We start from the raw sequence: 15,252 nt of genomic DNA on the forward strand, positions 1-15,252 counted from the left end.
CGTTCCTGGCATGGTTCACGCTCGAACTTACGCATTCAGCGCGCTCCGATAAATACCATTCAGGTGAATACACTGTCTTGTTAGCGCGAATAATCGCAACAGTGCGTTATGCAATAAGGCTTTCCCCGATGTTGCACTGCCGCGCGGCCGCCGTTTGAAGCCGATTGATACTTTTAATAATTCCGATAGGCGAGTATCCGCAAATCGGCCTCCTTTCAATCAAGTTAGGACGCGGGCAACGTGTTTGGTTTTCGTAAGGTGTCAAACTTTGCGGGAAATCGTGGAATAGGTCTTGCGCAGGCCATACTGCTTGCCTTACTTAAAACACTGAACGAGGTATTCGTGAAGAGAAGTCATATCGCAGCAGCGGTTTTATTTTCGGGCCTGGGTTTGGCGTCGACGGCGTTTGCGCAGGGCGGTCCTGGCGGTCACGATGACCACGGCGGCCCCCAACAACATCCGGGCGGACAACAGATGCAAGGTCACGGCGGCTATCAGAATCAGAACCAGGCGCAGAATCGCGGTCCGCAAGGCATCCCCGGCGGCCAGCACCACGATAACGGCCGCCCGCCTCCACGCGCCGACAACGGCCCCGGACGCGGTGGCCCCGGAGGCATGCACGGCGACAGTCCCCGCGAGTGGCATCGCGGAGATCGCTTGCCCAATGATTACCGGGATCGCCAGTATGTGGTCGACGATTACCGTGGATATGGACTGCGTCAGCCGCCGCGTGGCTACCATTGGGTCGGCGTAGGCGGCGACTACGTGCTCGCCGCGATCGCAACGGGCGTGATCGCTCAGATTGTGCTGAGCGGCGGGAACTAAAAAAGGCGGCTCTCGGGCCGCAATGCATTGAACATAGGCCGTTCCGGTGATACCGAACGGCCTATGTCCGTGTAACGACGGGAATGGCGCTTACATGCGGGCAGTGTCCGTGATCGCCTTTACCACGCGAGCCAGCGATTTGAGCGCTACCTCGGGCGAGTCCTCGAACTGGGCCCCGATAATCGCGCCGTCCACTGCCATTGCCAACGCGCGTGCATCCGCCTTGGCAGTCCTCGACCCTGCCGGCAACAGCGTCCTGATGACCGCAGACATATCCAGCTTGTGACGCCGCGAAATATCGACGGCTTCGGGCAACGTACCGCCGACTTCCACCACCGCGTTGATGAACGCGCATCCCCTATATGCGTCGCTCCCGAACCATTCCGCGAGCGCGGGCACGAGCGCATTGGCGTTACCGCCATGACGCTTGACGGCATCTTCGAACCACGCCATCCAGTTGCGATGCCGGTAATCGAGGAACGCCACGATCAGGTCATTTTTTGCCGGATAGTATCGATAAAACGTCTTCTTCGCGACGCCCGATTCCGCGATCACGCGATCAATTCCCGTCGCGCGAATTCCGTCGCGGTAAAAGAGATCGTGCGCGGTTGCGAGGATTCGTTCGGCTGGCGAAGGATCCGGTGTGAATTCCACAGTGGAAGAAAGTAATGTCATGGTTCGATCATTGTAGACAGGTCTGTCTCCCTGCGCTAGAGTACGCGAGTAGACAGACCTGTCTACTTAAGCGAAATCTACTCGATAACCTTCAAAGGTGCCGTCATGGAAAGCAAGCCCCCGTTCCCTCCGTTCGATATCGAAACCGCCCGGCAAAAGGTCCGCCTCGCTGAGGACGGCTGGAATTCCCGCGACCCGAAGCGGGTTGCGCTGGCGTACAGCGAGGACACCCGCTGGCGCAACCGCGCGGAGTTTGTTTCCGGACGCACCGAAGTGGAAGCGTTCCTTGCGCGCAAATGGGCGCGCGAACTCGACTATCGGCTGATCAAGGAATTGTGGGCCTTTACGGGTTCGCGGATTGCGGTGCGCTTTGCGTACGAATGGCACGATGATTCGAAGAACTGGTTCCGCAGCTTCGGCAACGAGAACTGGGAATTCAACGAGGCGGGGCTGATGACGCATCGGCACGCGAGCATCAACGACTTGCCGATCAAGGAATTGGAGCGCAAATACCACTGGCCGCTAGGCCGCCGGCCCGACGATCATCCGGGCCTGAGCGACCTGGGTTTTTAACCGCGCGGCTGTTCAAGCAGGTATTAGCTTGGCTGCTCGCTTGCCGCCAGCTTTTGCGCGCGTTCCAGCGCCGAGACGATCATGTAGATGGCGCGATCGCGCGCAGCTTCATCTTGCTGGCGCAGCGCAAACGAAGGGTGATAGGTCGTGACCAGCCATCCGCCGTTGAAGGCCAGCGTTTTATCCAGATGATTGCCGAGCGAGGCCTGCCGCCCCAGCAGGCTGTGCAGCGCCGTAGCGCCCAGTGCTACGATCACGCGCGGCTTGATTGCCGCGAGTTCCTGTTCGAGCCAGACAGAACACGCATCGACTTCCCGTTGCGCGGGCGTTTTATGCAAGCGGCGCTTGCCTCGCGGCTCCCACTTGAAATGTTTGACCGCGTTGGTCATATACACGCCAGCGCGATCCAGGCCTGCGCGTTGCATCGCCGAATCGAGCAGTGCTCCGGCGGGACCAACAAAAGGCCGGCCCTTCAAGTCTTCCTGATCGCCCGGTTGCTCGCCGACCAGCATGATCGCCGCTTGAGCCGGCCCTTCGCCTTGTACAGCTTGCGTTGCCTGACGCCACAGTTCGCAGCGGCGGCAGGCATCGAGTGAGGTTGTGGCATTTCGCGCGGGCTGCGCCTTGTCAGCTTCCATGACAATGGCCTTGCCGCTTGTCAGGCTCATTGCGCCCACGGCGCTCGCCTGCGCCACTTTTCTTGCGCCGCTGCGGGCTTCACTGATCATGTGCGGTATCAGCGGTCCCTCCGGCAAGCCTTTCCAGAAGCGCACGGGCATGTGCTGTTGCAACGCGGTTTCGTTCAGGCGCGCCGGATTGAACGTGCTCTTGTAATACGTGAGCCAGAGATTCTCGGCGTCGTCTTCGTTTTCCGGAAGATGATCGGCGGCGAGCGCTGGACGCCGCTCTATGCGCAGCGCCGTTCCGTTCCACATGGCAGCGCCATGCGGCGTGGTGATCATCCACGATGAACGTCCCATCCGCGCTGCAAAGTGGTCGGCGCCCCAGGCGAGAACATCGTGATCGGGTTCGTACCATGCCACGTATTCCGGTGCGCCGAGAGCCGGATCGCGCTTGCGAAAGCGCACGTAGGCAATCATGTCGTGTTTCGCGCGCCGTACCGCCTTTGCCATCTTGTGCAGACGCACGCCGTCTTCGTCAGCGGCGGATTCCACGGCGCGATCGCCTTGCGCCCATCGCCAGATCAGTTTGTAGAGGAACGCCCAGCGGTCCGGGTCGCGAAACAAGGCCGCTTCTTTGAGCAGCGCTGCGAAAGTTTTCGAAATGGACAGCGCGGGCGCGTCTCCGCTCAGGTTTGCTGGTTGTTCCTCATCGAAAAGCGATGGATCGCTCGACGCGTTGTCATTGACTTCACGCCATTCGATGACATCCGGCGGCAGGTTTTCCGCGAGCGCCGACAGTGCAGCCGTGCGCCACGTTGCGTATTCGCCGTCTATGACAATGCTCCGCATGCGCATGGACGCACCGCTCACAAAAGCGAAAGCTGCACGGGTGCGGCGCTTAGCGCGCGGCGCAGATGGGCGGACGATACATCGCGAATCGGCGGCTTGTAGTCTTCCGTCGTGACGAACGGCCGCACTTTGTCCATGCTGCATCTGAGACGCACGAGGTCGTCATAGCGAACGCGGCGCGAGCGGCGCAGATCGACAATGCGCTTGGCGTTTCTCATGCCGATGCCCGGCACCCGCGCGATCATTCGCAGCGCCGCCCGGTTGAGGTCGACAGGAAACTGTTCGCGGTGCGCGAGCGCCCAGGCAAGTTTCGGGTCGATATCGAGTGAGAGATTGCCCGGGCCGTCGAGTAGTTCGGACGCGTTGAACCCATACCCGCGCATCAGGAAGTCGGCCTGATACAGCCGATGCTCGCGCAATAGCGGCGGTGCCTGCAACGGCACGGCGGACGGGCTGTCCGGAATCGGGCTGAAGGCCGAGTAGTAGACGCGCTTGAGCCTGTACGACCCGTACAGCGTTTCGGCGGTCGCGAGGATGGTCTGGTCGTCCGTGCTATCCGCACCCACGATCATCTGCGTGCTTTGTCCCGCCGGCGCGAATTTCGGCCCTTTAGGCTCCGCTTCCGATTCTTCCTGCGCCACGCGAATGGAACTCATCGCGATCTTGATGGTGCGTCCGCTCTTTTCGGGCGCGAGCTTTTGCAGACCGCCATCGGTGGGCAATTCGATGTTGACGCTCAGCCGGTCCGCAAACAGCCCCGCTTGCGCGATCAGTTCGGGATCGGCGTCGGGAATGGTCTTCAGATGGATATAGCCACGAAACTGATGGTCTTCCCGCAAGGACTGCGCAACGCGAACCAGTTGTTCCATGGTGTAGTTCGACGAGCGAATGATCCCGGAACTCAGAAACAACCCGTCGATGTAGTTTCGCCGGTAAAAGTCCACCGTCAGATCGACCACTTCCCGCGGCGTGAAGCGCGCACGCGGCACATTGCTCGAGCGCCGGTTCACACAGTATTGACAGTCGTACTGACAAAAGTTGGTCAGCAAAATCTTGAGCAGCGAGACGCAGCGCCCGTCGGGCGTGAAACTGTGGCAGATTCCTGCGCCCGTGCTGGCGCCGAGCCCTTCAAGACCTCGCGATGTCCGCTTCGGTGCGCCGCTGCTTGCGCAGGATGCATCGTATTTCGCGGCATCGGCGAGGATTTCCAGCTTTTCGGACAACTCCATGCTGATCGCCAATACTGTATATGCGTACAGTATTGGCGATCAGCATGGAAAAGCGCAAGTGCTTTCGCAGCGAAATCAGGTGACGGAACAGCGGGTTTCAGCGTCCACGCCGCCGATAAAACGTCCACCAGCCCGCAAGCACGGTAAAAGTCGCCACGATTGCGACCATCAGCCAGAAGCCGTGTTTGTTCTCGGCAAGAGGAATGCCGCCCACGTTCATGCCCATGATGCCGGCCACTATGTTGATGGGCAGCGCCAGCACCGTGACCAGCGTCAGCGTGAAAAGCGTCCGGTTGCTTTGTTCGTCCAGCCGCGCGGCGATTTCTTCCTGCAAGAGTTTGATGCGCTCGACCAGCCCGGCCAGATCGCCCAGGACGAGCGAAAATTCTTCTGTGGCGTCGCGCAGATCCTGCAAGTCGAGGGTTTGCAGCCAGCGCGGCGGCCGCGCGAGCAGCCGGAAAATCGAGCCCGGCTCGGGCGCAAGCAGACGCTGCAGGCGCACCAGCACCCGCCGCGACGCACCCAGTTCAGAGCGCGTGGCGGGCGTGCGCATCGAGAGAAAACGGTCCTCGACCTTATCGATTTCGATACTCGTGCGCCGTACGATCTGGACCAGCAGATCGGCCTGGTCGCGCAGCAGATGGATCAGCAGTTCGACTGTCGAGCGGAACGGCTCGCCGCTGCGCACGGCTTCGCGCAAGGTATCGATGGAGCGCAGTGGTTTCAGGCGCGCCGTGACCATCAGCTTTTCGCGCGTATAAACCCAGAGCGTGGCAATTTCAGAAGGCGTGACGTCGAAGTTGAACATCACGTCGTTGATGACGGCGAGCAGCGCGCCTTCCTGATGCTCGATGCGCGTGGAGTGCGAACCTTCGCGCAGTGTTTCGAAGAAGGCGTCGGGCAGTTCGAGCTGGGTGCGCATCCAGCGTTCGCTCGCGCCATTGGCGAGATCGAAATGCAGCCAGACGAAGTCGCCCGCGTCCTGGCCGGCGTTGCACTGCGCAAGCCAGTCGAGCGCGCCGGCTGAATCAATGGGGACGCCCGCTGTGTCCTCTGCAAAGCGAAAGCCGCACACGAGGCCGGAAAAATCGGAAGCGTAGGGCAAGGCGGTGGTCATCGGGAGCTGGAAGTAAAAGCGGTTCAGCCACGCATTGTCCGTGTCAAACGCGGCATGGCGAGCATCGCTTGTAACGGATTTGCGTTACTGTTGGGAGAATGCCGCGTGACACGCAATGGACTTATGGCTGTCACGCCACATGGTTAGACTCGCGCGGTGCAAGAAGGCCGTCGCGCGCAGCCCGACCCTTCTCGTTTCATTGAGCTTCACGGGGAACACATATGGAAGATCGCGTCGAGCAGGACGAACCCACGCAGACCACGGCCGATGGACTGACGCGGCTGGCGGCAAGCATCGTCGAATTGCTGGGCGAGCAGGCAATCGATAGCCGTCTAGGCGCAAAACTGCTGAAGCGGCTCGAGAAAGAAGCGAAGCTGGTCGCGGAATATGGCCCGCAACCGCTTGGCAAGGCACAGAAGCGTACGTTACGCGAGGCGCTGGACAAGCTTGACGAGGCGCTGCGTCATTTCGATGCAAATTTGCTGGTTCTGGCAAATGCCAAGCTACGCTCAACGGACGAATCTTCTGGCAAAAAGGTAAAAACGAAGTCCTGAATTTTAGGGTTCCGGTACGCCCGCGCTTTCGCTGCGGGCCGTGCATTCACAGGCCAACCGATTATCAGCCAAGACGTTTCGGCGTTTGTTGTTTCACAACCGCATGAATCGCTCGTGACACTTATGCAAGTAGGCGCGGAAAATGCTGTATTTGCTGCACTTGCATAATTTAGAGCGGTCAATGCTTTCAGTTTCCTCCTCCCCAAACTGCGTGTTGTGGACCAACCGAAACGTCGACGCCGATCATGACCGATGGCGCATCCTCGTTGTCGACGACAACGCCGCGGCCGCCGAAGGCCTGGCTGCTGCGCTCAACGCGGACGGCTGCGACGCGCGCTATGCGCTCAGTGGCGTGGATGCACTCCAGGCCGTTGAGGACTGGATCCCGCATGTTGTGGTGCTCGATATCAGCATGCCCGAACACGATGGTTTCGCCACGGCGCGCGTCCTGCGCAGAATTTCACCTACTCGCAATGCCGGGATCATCGCTTTTACGGCTCATGGTGAAGACTACGTGCGCTCAAAGGGGATGCATGCGGGATTCGACGGTTATTGCCAGAAAGGCAATGCACCTGGTGTCTTGGTCCAGTTGATCAGCAAAATGGTGCAGGTTCACTGATCCGAACCTGATTATTCACGCTCTTTTGTCCCCAAAATAAAGCGATGCGAGCCTTGTACAGGCTCGCTTTTGCTATTTCCAGGCCGGGTTGGATGCCTGCGATTATGCTTCCATCCTGAATAGTGTATTGAAGTTTATGGGGATAAAAAACCGATAGTAGGGGTATACACTGCATTTCATCGACGAAGCAGCCGGCAACACATAGCGGGACAGCTGCAACGCCTTGTGAACCAGTTGTACGTCTACCCAATATCGGAGCTCATCATGAAAAAGAATCTTCTTGCATCGTTGCTTATCGCTGCAACCGCTTCTATCGCTGTACCCGCATTTGCGAGCGGCTATGGTCCGGCGCCGTCATATCGTCCGTCGGTTGGTGCTCCCGCTTCGCAGCAAGGCCAGAACACGCAAACGCTCGCTGCTGAAAGCCGTAACGCCGACGTAAATGGTTATGGCGGCGCGAAGTCGCTGACGCAATCGGGTTCGACGACCCGCGACAGCAGCGCCAAGTCGCAAGCAGTTTTCTTCGGTCAGTAATTCGCGGGCCTTTGTGGGCCGTTACGCGCACAACCGGCAACCTGTTGCCGTCCTGATTGCGTAAAGCCCTGATGACCGTGCAATGCGCAAACGCCCGCTGGACTTGGATCCAGCGGGCGTTTGCGTTTCTGGCCGATCTTCCGGACGTTTCAGGTGCCGGTCTTCAGCGCGTTGCGCATCACGGTCGCAAGCTCGGCCGGCGCGAATTTCGATACATACGCGTTCGCACCCACTTTTCGAACGTGTTCTTCGTTTGCGGATCCGGACAGCGACGAATGAATCACCACCGGAATTGCCTGCATGCCGGCATTCGCCTTGATGCGGCGCGTGAGCGTGAAGCCGTCCATTTCCGGCATTTCCAGGTCCGTCAGCACCAGCGCGATTTCGTCCGAGGCGAGACGGCCTTCTGACTCGGCCTTGCGCTGCATGTCCTCCAGTACATTCCACGCTTCCTGGCCACTCTTTGTCATGATGAACGACACGCCCATGGCGTTCAGGCTTTGCTCGATCAGGCTGCGTGCTACGCCGGAGTCATCGGCGGCGAGCACTTTGGTGCCGGGTTTCAAGACGAGACGGCCTGTGCTGGATTCGTTGATTTCGTCTTCCGTTGAAGGCAGCACGTCGCGCAAGATCTGTTCGACGTCGAGCACCTGCGCGAGGCGCGAGCCGTCCACGTTGCCGTCCAGCCGGGCAAAACTCGTGACGGTGCGCCCGCTCGAATGCGATTCCGCCGACAAAACCTGATTCCATTCCAGCCGGACAATATCGTCGACTTCCTCGACGGCGAAGCCTTGCGTGGTGCGGGCGAATTCCGTGACCAGCAGGATTTTCGGACCGTTCTTCGGACGGCAACCGGTAACTTGCGCCAGATCGATGACGGGAATGATCTGGCCGCGTATATCGGCGACACCGAGAATCTCGGGGTTTGCGCCAGCGACCACGGTGATTTCGGGCATCGCGAGAATCTCACGCACCTTGAACACATTGATGCCGTAGAGCTCGCGCTGCTCCGAACCGGGCGCTTCGCCCAGGCGGAACAGGAGCAGCTCGAACATGTTGTTGCCGGCGAGCCGAACGCGCTGTTCGATATCGTGTTGTGAGCTGCTCAAGGTGTTCTCCTGATCGATTATGCCGGGCTTTGTCCAGCCGGTTCTTGATTAGCGGCGCGCTGCAGGGAAACTGAAGCTCCTTTTCACGATTTATGACAGCGGCGTTTCAGCGTGTTGCACGTCCTATCGGGGTTGACCCTTGGACGGGGTAAAACCCAAGTTTCCAGGCGTCCGGGCGCCGGGCAGGTGGCCTATACTTTTTGAATGGGCTGGGTAATAGGCATGTAAGACAGACATGCGAGACACGACGCAGGCAAGCCCAGGCAAGATCCCCAGTGAAGCGCCCGCCAGCCGGCAGGCGCCGCGCGGTTCAACGGAGGCGTTCGATGGCAACAGTCGCACAAGTTCTCAATTCGAAACCCGATCACACCATCTTCACGATCGCCGACACGGCGTCGGTCTACGACGCTATCGTCCTGATGGCGGAAAAGCATATTGGCGCGCTGGTCGTGACGCACGGTGAAGCGATTGTCGGGATCATGACGGAGCGTGACTACGCGCGCAAAGTCGTGCTGATGGACCGGGTATCGCGGCAAACGCCGGTACATGAAATCATGACTTCGCAAGTGCGTTTCGTGCGCCCGGACCAGACCACGGACGACTGCATGGCGCTCATGACAGAAAAACGCATGCGGCATTTGCCAGTGATCGATGGCGAAAAGCTCGTGGGCATGATTTCCATCGGCGATCTGGTTAAAAACATCATTTCGGAGCAGCAACTCACCATTCACCAACTCGAAGGGTACATACGCGGCGAGCATATGTAGGCCTGTTTTTCTTGCTACGAAGCCGCGCTGCATCATGCAGCGCGGCTTCTTTTAGGTTAATAGACTGTAAGCTGATTGTTATAATCATCGGGCGCCGCGGTGCCTGATATTGCTTGATATTACCTGCAGGCGCGCCCGTTCAATCATCGAGCAATGCTCGATCCGACCCGACAGGAGCGCCATTCATGACGCCCGCCGATCTTTCCCCGTCTCCATCTGAAGCCCTTCGCCGAACGCGCGAGCCTCGGGAGATTGCCGCCGATGCGCCGTTTTTCATCGTGATGAACGCCGGCTCGGGGCGAAAGCAGAGCGACGAAACGCGCGCGGCGCTCAATCAGGTTCTGGGCGAGGCGGGGCGCACATTCGAACTCAGGATTGTCGACGACCCGTCAAGACTCGCCGATGCCGCCACCCAGGCGGTGCGCGACGCCACGGCGCAAAATGGCGTGGTGGTAGGCGCGGGCGGCGACGGCACGCTTTGCGCCGTTGCAAGCGCCGTGTTCGGCAGCGGCTGTCCGTTCGCCGTGTTGCCGCGTGGCACGTTCAACTACTTCAGCCGCGACCACGGCATTCCGTCCGATCCGGCCTTGTCCATCCCTTTGCTGCTGAGCGCGCGGGCGCATCCGGTGCAGGTTGGTTTCGTGAATGACCGCATGTTCCTGGTCAACGCGAGTCTCGGGCTTTATCCGAAATTGCTGGAGGATCGTGAACTGTACAAGCAGCAATTCGGCCGCAGCCGCCTGATTGCGCTGTGGTCGGCCGCCATTACGCTGCTGCGGCGGCATCGGCATTTACGTCTGCATATAGAGCACGATGGCACAATGCAGGAGATCCGGACGTCCACGCTTTTTGTCGGCAACAATCGTTTGCAACTCGAGCAGATCGGCATGGAGGAAGCGCCGCTGCTGGAACGCGGGTTGCTCGCCGCCATTGCACCGCGCGCCATCGGGCGGATTGCGCAAATCGGCCTGACGCTGCGCGGCGCAACGGGCAGGATGAGCGACGCCGATAACATCATCAGCTTCGCTTTCAAGCAGATCACGGTGACGCATCCGTCGAAGCGCCATCGCGCCGTGAAAGTTGCAACCGATGGCGAAGTGACCTGGATCAACATGCCGCTCGAGTTCCGCGTCGCTTCGGAGCCGCTGCTTCTTCTCAAACCCGAGGCCGACGTGGCCAGCGCCAATCGCTCATGACCCTGCTGCTGCACATTTCCGACCCGCACTTCGGCACCGAACAACAGCCGGTGGTGGACGCCCTGTTGCAACTCGCCGGCACGCATCGTCCTGACCTCGTGGTCCTGTCCGGCGACATCACGCAGCGCGCCCGGCGTGCGCAATTCAGCGCGGCGCGTGCTTTCGTCGACCAGTTCGGCAAGACGCCGTTCCTGATCGTGCCCGGCAATCACGACATTCCGCTCTACAACGTTTTCGCCCGCGCAATGCATCCATACGCGAATCACCGGCGGGTGTTCGGAGATGATCTCGAACCTGTGTTCGAATCGGACGCGCTGCTCGTGATTGGCGTCAATACGACACGTCCGTATCGTCATAAGGATGGCGAAGTATCGCCGCAACAAGCCGAGCGTGTGGCACAGCGGCTTGAGCGCGCCACGCCGGGACAACTGCGCGTGGTTGTCACGCACCAGCCGGTTCTGGCCGCGCGCGCGAACGACGTGAAGAACCTGTTGCATGGCCGCGAACATGCGGTCCGGCGCTGGGCGCAGGCCGGCGCCGACCTGATCATGGGCGGTCATATCCATTTGCCTTACGTGCTCCCCCTGAAGGCGGCGTTCAGGGATCTGCCGCGGCGCATGTGGGCGGTGCAGGCGGGGACATCGTTGTCTTCACGCGTGCGCGGGGCGATTCCCAATTCGGTGAACCTGATCGAATATGCGGGTACGGTTACGGATCAACGGCGCGCCGTCATTGCTCGCTGGGACTTCAATCGTGAGCTTGCGGCATTTGAAGCGGTGACGCGGCACGAGCTCGAATTCGATACCGAAGCGCACGACGCGGCGCTTGCCGCGCTTTCATGAGTCAGCCAGATCTGAAGAACATCAGCCTGATTCACGCGGCACACGCTGCTGGAGAGCATGCGCTTCTGGTGTATGGCGCGACACTTTTGATCGCGGTCGTTACGGTGCTTGGCGCATGGCGGCTTGTGCAACGGTACGGATTGCCGCGCGAAGAGGGCGGAGTGTCGCCGCGTGTCTTGCTTATGATTCATCTCGCGGTGAGCTTTGCGATTATCGTAGGGGCGGCTGCGCTGTTCGCCGCCATCGCCGATGAAATTGGCGATGGCGAGACGCTGGGCCGTGCGGATCAGGCCTTCGCCGATGGCATAGCGCAGGGTGTTCCGATCGGCGTGATCCATTGGTTCGCGCGGGTCACGCACCTGGGCGATCCGTGGTTGCTCGCGCTCTGGTGCGTGCTTGGCGCGGTGTTGCTGGTCCTTCGGGGCCAGCGTGCGATCGCGCTCGGCTTCGTGCTTGCAATTGCCGGCAATGGTGTCCTCAACACTACGCTCAAGCATATCTTCGAACGGGTACGGCCCCTGCATGATCGCGATATCGCCACGGCCGACGGCTGGAGTTTTCCGAGTGGCCATGCGTCGGGGTCTCTCGTGACCTACGGCATGATCGCGTATGCGCTTGTAAGCGTCATGCCTTCGCGCTGGCGTTTGCCGGTGACTCTCGCGGCGACTGTCATTGCCGTCACGATTGCAAGCAGCCGCGTGTTCCTGCGCGTGCATTTTGCCAGCGACGTGCTGGCGGGTTTCGCGTCGGGCACGGCGTGGCTTGCGGCATGCATTGTGAGCATTGAGTTGACTTTCCGTTACTGGCGTGCGCGCTCAGGCTTGAGGGTGTATCGATAATTCCGGGAAGCCCGTGGCGGAATCGGGTTCGCGCGAAAAGCGGAAAGCGTCGAGATGCACGATCAGGATTTCCGCCGTGGTCCTCACAATGCATCCCGCCGATACGTGGCCGCCAAACACGTGGCCGCTGGAATCGGAGACGGTCATGTGAAGGTGCGCGCCGCCGGGACCAAGCGAACCGCCAAGCGTCAGGATTTCGAGGTCGCGGGCAAGCACGGTGGGTTCATCGACGCCCGCATAACGCAGGTGCGCCACGCTCAGGCTGCCGATACCCTGAATCACGAACGCCGCGCTCAGAGCGCGGTTTCGCGCCAGCGCCTCCAGCGTGTGGCGTACATCGTCTCCGGGAACCAGACGCACGGGAAGAGCTTGCATGAGTGAATGTCCGCGATCTTGTAACGCATCAATGATGGCATGATGATGCCGTTTTTGCCCGCACTTCAACCCAACCCCAACCATGACGACAGAACTTCATATCCTTGCATGGACGCTCGTCCTCGCGCTTGTCCAGGTGCTGCTGCCGTCGGTGTTGCGCAGCCGCGAGACCGGCATCGGATACAACGGCGGCCCGCGCGACACGCCGGCGGCGCCACCCGGCAAACTGACGGGCAGGCTCATGCGCGCGCAAGCCAACCTGTTCGAGACGTTGCCGGTCTTTGCCATCGCTATCCTGATTGCGCACCTGGCCGGCCGCGAAGGCACGCTGACATTGTGGGGCGCGTGGCTTTACGTTGTCGCGCGCGTGATTTACGTGCCCTTGTATGCGGCCGGCATTCCATTCCTGCGCTCGCTCGTGTGGCTCGTGTCGCTGTTCGGCATCAGCCTTGTTCTCGTTCCCATCATTTGAAGCCATTAACGGAGTCCAGCCCATGACCGTCTTGTTGTCCACCATCGACGTGGAAACCGCGCCAAATCCCGAGTTTGCTGTGATCCTGATGCACGGCCTGGGCGCCGATGCCAACGACTTCATTCCGCTCGTGCCGGAATTGCGCCTGGGCGATCTGCCCGCCGTGCGTTTCGTGTTTCCCAACGCGAACGAAATGCCGGTGACAGGCAACAATGGCTACGTGATGCGCGCGTGGTACGACATTCTGTCATTCGATGGCGTGAACCGGCGTGTCGATGAAGCCGGCCTGAAGGCCTCGTGCGATCACATCCGCAATTTGATTGCCCGCGAGAACGAGCGGGGTATTCCGACCTCCAAAATCTTCCTTGCCGGTTTCTCGCAAGGCGGCGCGATGACCTATACAGCGGGGCTTACTCATCCGGAGAAACTGGCTGGCTTGATCGTGTTGTCGGGCTACGTGCCGTCGCCCGGTTTGATCGATGCGGCGTTTAGCGAAGCAAACCGCGATACGCCGATCTTCGCCGCGCACGGCACGCAGGACCCGGTGCTGCCGTTCGATCTTGCGGTGCAGGGACGCGACTTTGCGCTGGCGCACGGCTGCAAGATCGAGTGGCATGAATACCCGATGCAGCACTCGGTCTGCGCTGAGGAAGTCGAAGCGTTGCGCGCCTGGCTCGGCGCGCAATTGAGCCGCTAGGGTGCTTTAAAGAAGGTGTTTTTATACAATTCGAGCATGCCGGCCGCGTTCACGCCAATGCAGACCGATTGCGCCGGACGGTCGTCCCAGTCCGGCGCGGGGACCTTCATGGTCAATGGTTTTTGTATCGTCTGGCCTGTCGCTATGCCGCTCGTCACGACTCGCACAGGACCTCGGCGCACGGTGTAGAGATGTGGCGCAAGCACATAAGCCACCGCCGAGGAATCGTGGACATAGATGCCGTCGAGTCCCGCGCTATCTTTATGGAACGCCGCGTAATGACGTGACACGTCCCACACGAAACGGCCTGCATCGCCTCCCTGGTCACGAAAGCTCGCGAGCCATTCGTCCGGCATGATCGTCTCCTGCGTCACGTCGAGACCCACGAGCGTCACCGGCCACGCCGCGCCGAGCACGATGTCCGCTGCGTCGGGATCGCACAGGATATTCGCTTCAGCCGCCGGCGATACATTGCCGAGCACGCCCGCCGTTCCAAATGCGCCGCCCATGATGACGACCTGCTTCACGAGCGTTGCGATCTGCGGGTCGGCTTCGAGCGCGAGCGCAAGGTTCGTCAGCGGGCCGACCGCGATCAGCGTCACTGCGTTGGGTTGGGCACGAACGGTATCGATAATGAATTCATGCGCCGAACGCGTGTCCAGCGTCGTATCGCCGGGCTCGCCCAGTTCTATATTGCCCAGCCCGTTGTCGCCATGAATCCAGCCGAGCGGCGCGGGCGGCGCGCGATGCAGCGGTGCGGCGGCACCGCGCGCGACCGGCACGCCGGGACAAAAACGCGAGCGCAGATATAAGGCGTTGGATGTGGTGGTGTCGATGGTCGCGTTGCCGTACACGCTCGTGATCCCGAGCAGTTCGATGTCGGGATGCAGCGCCTGGAAGACGAGCGCCATGGCGTCGTCGACACCCGGGTCCGTGTCGTAGATAACCTTGTGCCGTGTCATAGATAGAACGCGTCCGGAAGCTGTTCGCGCGCCGTTGTGTCACGCGTCGCGCCATGCAGGTTGCCAAGGCGGATAGACAAGCCGGGACCGCCTAGTTCGATGATTACCTGACGGCACGCGCCGCAGGGCGCGATGGGCCCGTCCGTGTCGCCAATCACGGCCAGCGCCGCGAATTCGTCGCGCTGGCAGCCCGCCGCAATGGCGCTGAAAAACGCCGTGCGTTCCGCGCAGTTGCACAATCCGTACGATGCGTTTTCCACGTTGCAGCCATCGAAAACGCGGCCGTCTTTTGTCAGCAGCGCCGCGCCGACCTTGAACTTCGAATAAGGTGCATAGGCCCGTTCGCGCGCAACTTTCGCGCGTTCGAGCAACTGGTCCATCGTCATGATTTTTCC

General features: G+C 60.5%; 19 protein-coding genes. 11 read left to right on the plus strand and 8 right to left on the minus strand.

Features of this window, described 5'->3' with window-relative positions:
* The first annotated feature begins 342 nt into the window (after positions 1-342).
* Positions 343-825 (plus strand): RcnB family protein, encoded by a 483-nt coding sequence (locus AWB64_RS10650; RefSeq protein ID WP_063493185.1) that lies wholly within the window; start codon positions 343-345, stop codon positions 823-825.
* 90 nt (positions 826-915) lie between these two features.
* Here AWB64_RS10650 and AWB64_RS10655 read toward each other — a convergent pair whose 3' ends face one another.
* Entirely contained in the window at positions 916-1,500 is a 585-nt protein-coding gene (locus AWB64_RS10655) for a TetR/AcrR family transcriptional regulator (protein ID WP_060818660.1), read from the minus strand.
* 105 nt (positions 1,501-1,605) lie between these two features.
* On the opposite strand from AWB64_RS10655, the gene AWB64_RS10660 reads away from it, so the two are divergent.
* Positions 1,606-2,073, plus strand: coding sequence for a nuclear transport factor 2 family protein (locus tag AWB64_RS10660; RefSeq protein WP_060818661.1), 468 nt, complete (start codon positions 1,606-1,608; stop codon positions 2,071-2,073).
* A 23-nt stretch (positions 2,074-2,096) separates the two neighbouring features.
* Here AWB64_RS10660 and AWB64_RS10665 read toward each other — a convergent pair whose 3' ends face one another.
* The 3 genes from AWB64_RS10665 to AWB64_RS10675 all read right to left on the minus strand — a co-directional run bounded on the left by AWB64_RS10665 (position 2,097) and on the right by AWB64_RS10675 (position 5,891).
* Positions 2,097-3,545, minus strand: a complete 1,449-nt coding sequence (locus AWB64_RS10665; RefSeq protein WP_060818784.1) for a UdgX family uracil-DNA binding protein — start codon at positions 3,543-3,545, stop codon at positions 2,097-2,099.
* Between the two features lie 17 nt (positions 3,546-3,562).
* Entirely contained in the window at positions 3,563-4,774 is a 1,212-nt protein-coding gene (locus tag AWB64_RS10670; protein ID WP_060818662.1) for a putative DNA modification/repair radical SAM protein, read from the minus strand.
* Positions 4,775-4,871: 97 nt separating this feature from the next.
* Complete coding sequence (locus tag AWB64_RS10675) at positions 4,872-5,891, minus strand: transporter (protein WP_075643271.1); 1,020 nt, start codon at positions 5,889-5,891, stop codon at positions 4,872-4,874.
* Positions 5,892-6,112: 221 nt separating this feature from the next.
* On the opposite strand from AWB64_RS10675, the gene AWB64_RS10680 reads away from it, so the two are divergent.
* The 3 genes from AWB64_RS10680 (at position 6,113) to AWB64_RS10690 (ending at position 7,598) form a co-directional block, all read left to right on the plus strand.
* Positions 6,113-6,445, plus strand: a complete 333-nt coding sequence (locus tag AWB64_RS10680; RefSeq protein ID WP_060818664.1) for a hypothetical protein — start codon at positions 6,113-6,115, stop codon at positions 6,443-6,445.
* A 142-nt stretch (positions 6,446-6,587) separates the two neighbouring features.
* Complete coding sequence (locus AWB64_RS10685; protein ID WP_341845209.1) at positions 6,588-7,064, plus strand: response regulator; 477 nt, start codon at positions 6,588-6,590, stop codon at positions 7,062-7,064.
* Between the two features lie 264 nt (positions 7,065-7,328).
* The gene (locus AWB64_RS10690; RefSeq protein WP_060818665.1) at positions 7,329-7,598 is read left to right on the plus strand and encodes a hypothetical protein; all 270 of its coding nucleotides are present in this window, start codon (positions 7,329-7,331) and stop codon (positions 7,596-7,598) included.
* A 149-nt stretch (positions 7,599-7,747) separates the two neighbouring features.
* On the opposite strand, the gene AWB64_RS10695 is transcribed toward AWB64_RS10690, so the two are convergent.
* A complete protein-coding gene (locus tag AWB64_RS10695; protein WP_060818666.1) occupies positions 7,748-8,707 on the minus strand; it encodes a chemotaxis protein in 960 nt (319 codons plus the stop codon).
* 326 nt (positions 8,708-9,033) lie between these two features.
* Between AWB64_RS10695 and AWB64_RS10700 the strand changes: the two genes are divergently transcribed.
* The 4 genes from AWB64_RS10700 (at position 9,034) to AWB64_RS10715 (ending at position 12,351) form a co-directional block, all read left to right on the plus strand.
* Entirely contained in the window at positions 9,034-9,474 is a 441-nt protein-coding gene (locus tag AWB64_RS10700; protein WP_060818667.1) for a CBS domain-containing protein, read from the plus strand.
* Positions 9,475-9,659: 185 nt separating this feature from the next.
* The gene (locus tag AWB64_RS10705; protein WP_082850428.1) at positions 9,660-10,670 is read left to right on the plus strand and encodes a diacylglycerol/lipid kinase family protein; all 1,011 of its coding nucleotides are present in this window, start codon (positions 9,660-9,662) and stop codon (positions 10,668-10,670) included.
* Positions 10,667-11,512, plus strand: coding sequence for a metallophosphoesterase family protein (locus AWB64_RS10710; RefSeq protein WP_060818668.1), 846 nt, complete (start codon positions 10,667-10,669; stop codon positions 11,510-11,512). The genes AWB64_RS10705 and AWB64_RS10710 overlap by 4 nt, the downstream gene beginning before the upstream one ends.
* Positions 11,509-12,351 carry a phosphatase PAP2 family protein gene (locus AWB64_RS10715; RefSeq protein WP_060818669.1) on the plus strand — a complete coding sequence of 281 codons (843 nt, stop codon included), beginning with the start codon at positions 11,509-11,511 and terminating at the stop codon, positions 12,349-12,351. Before AWB64_RS10710 ends, AWB64_RS10715 begins: the two co-directional genes overlap by 4 nt.
* On the opposite strand, the gene AWB64_RS10720 is transcribed toward AWB64_RS10715, so the two are convergent.
* A complete protein-coding gene (locus AWB64_RS10720; RefSeq protein WP_060818789.1) occupies positions 12,328-12,726 on the minus strand; it encodes a PPC domain-containing DNA-binding protein in 399 nt (132 codons plus the stop codon). The two genes, AWB64_RS10715 and AWB64_RS10720, sit on opposite strands and share 24 nt — an antisense overlap.
* Before the next feature lie 82 nt (positions 12,727-12,808).
* On the opposite strand from AWB64_RS10720, the gene AWB64_RS10725 reads away from it, so the two are divergent.
* Both AWB64_RS10725 and AWB64_RS10730 read left to right on the plus strand, forming a co-directional pair.
* A complete protein-coding gene (locus AWB64_RS10725; protein WP_060818670.1) occupies positions 12,809-13,198 on the plus strand; it encodes an MAPEG family protein in 390 nt (129 codons plus the stop codon).
* Positions 13,199-13,220: 22 nt separating this feature from the next.
* Positions 13,221-13,895 carry an alpha/beta hydrolase gene (locus AWB64_RS10730; protein WP_060818671.1) on the plus strand — a complete coding sequence of 225 codons (675 nt, stop codon included), beginning with the start codon at positions 13,221-13,223 and terminating at the stop codon, positions 13,893-13,895.
* Here AWB64_RS10730 and AWB64_RS10735 read toward each other — a convergent pair.
* Together AWB64_RS10735 and AWB64_RS10740 are read right to left on the minus strand one after the other, a co-directional pair.
* Entirely contained in the window at positions 13,892-14,857 is a 966-nt protein-coding gene (locus tag AWB64_RS10735) for a nucleoside hydrolase (protein WP_060818672.1), read from the minus strand. The two genes, AWB64_RS10730 and AWB64_RS10735, sit on opposite strands and share 4 nt — an antisense overlap.
* The gene (locus tag AWB64_RS10740) at positions 14,854-15,243 is read right to left on the minus strand and encodes a cytidine deaminase (protein WP_060818673.1); all 390 of its coding nucleotides are present in this window, start codon (positions 15,241-15,243) and stop codon (positions 14,854-14,856) included. Before AWB64_RS10740 ends, AWB64_RS10735 begins: the two co-directional genes overlap by 4 nt.
* Between the last annotated feature and the right edge of the window lie 9 nt (positions 15,244-15,252).

It is taken from the genome of Caballeronia sordidicola, assembly GCF_001544455.2.
GTDB lineage: Bacteria > Pseudomonadota > Gammaproteobacteria > Burkholderiales > Burkholderiaceae > Caballeronia > Caballeronia sordidicola.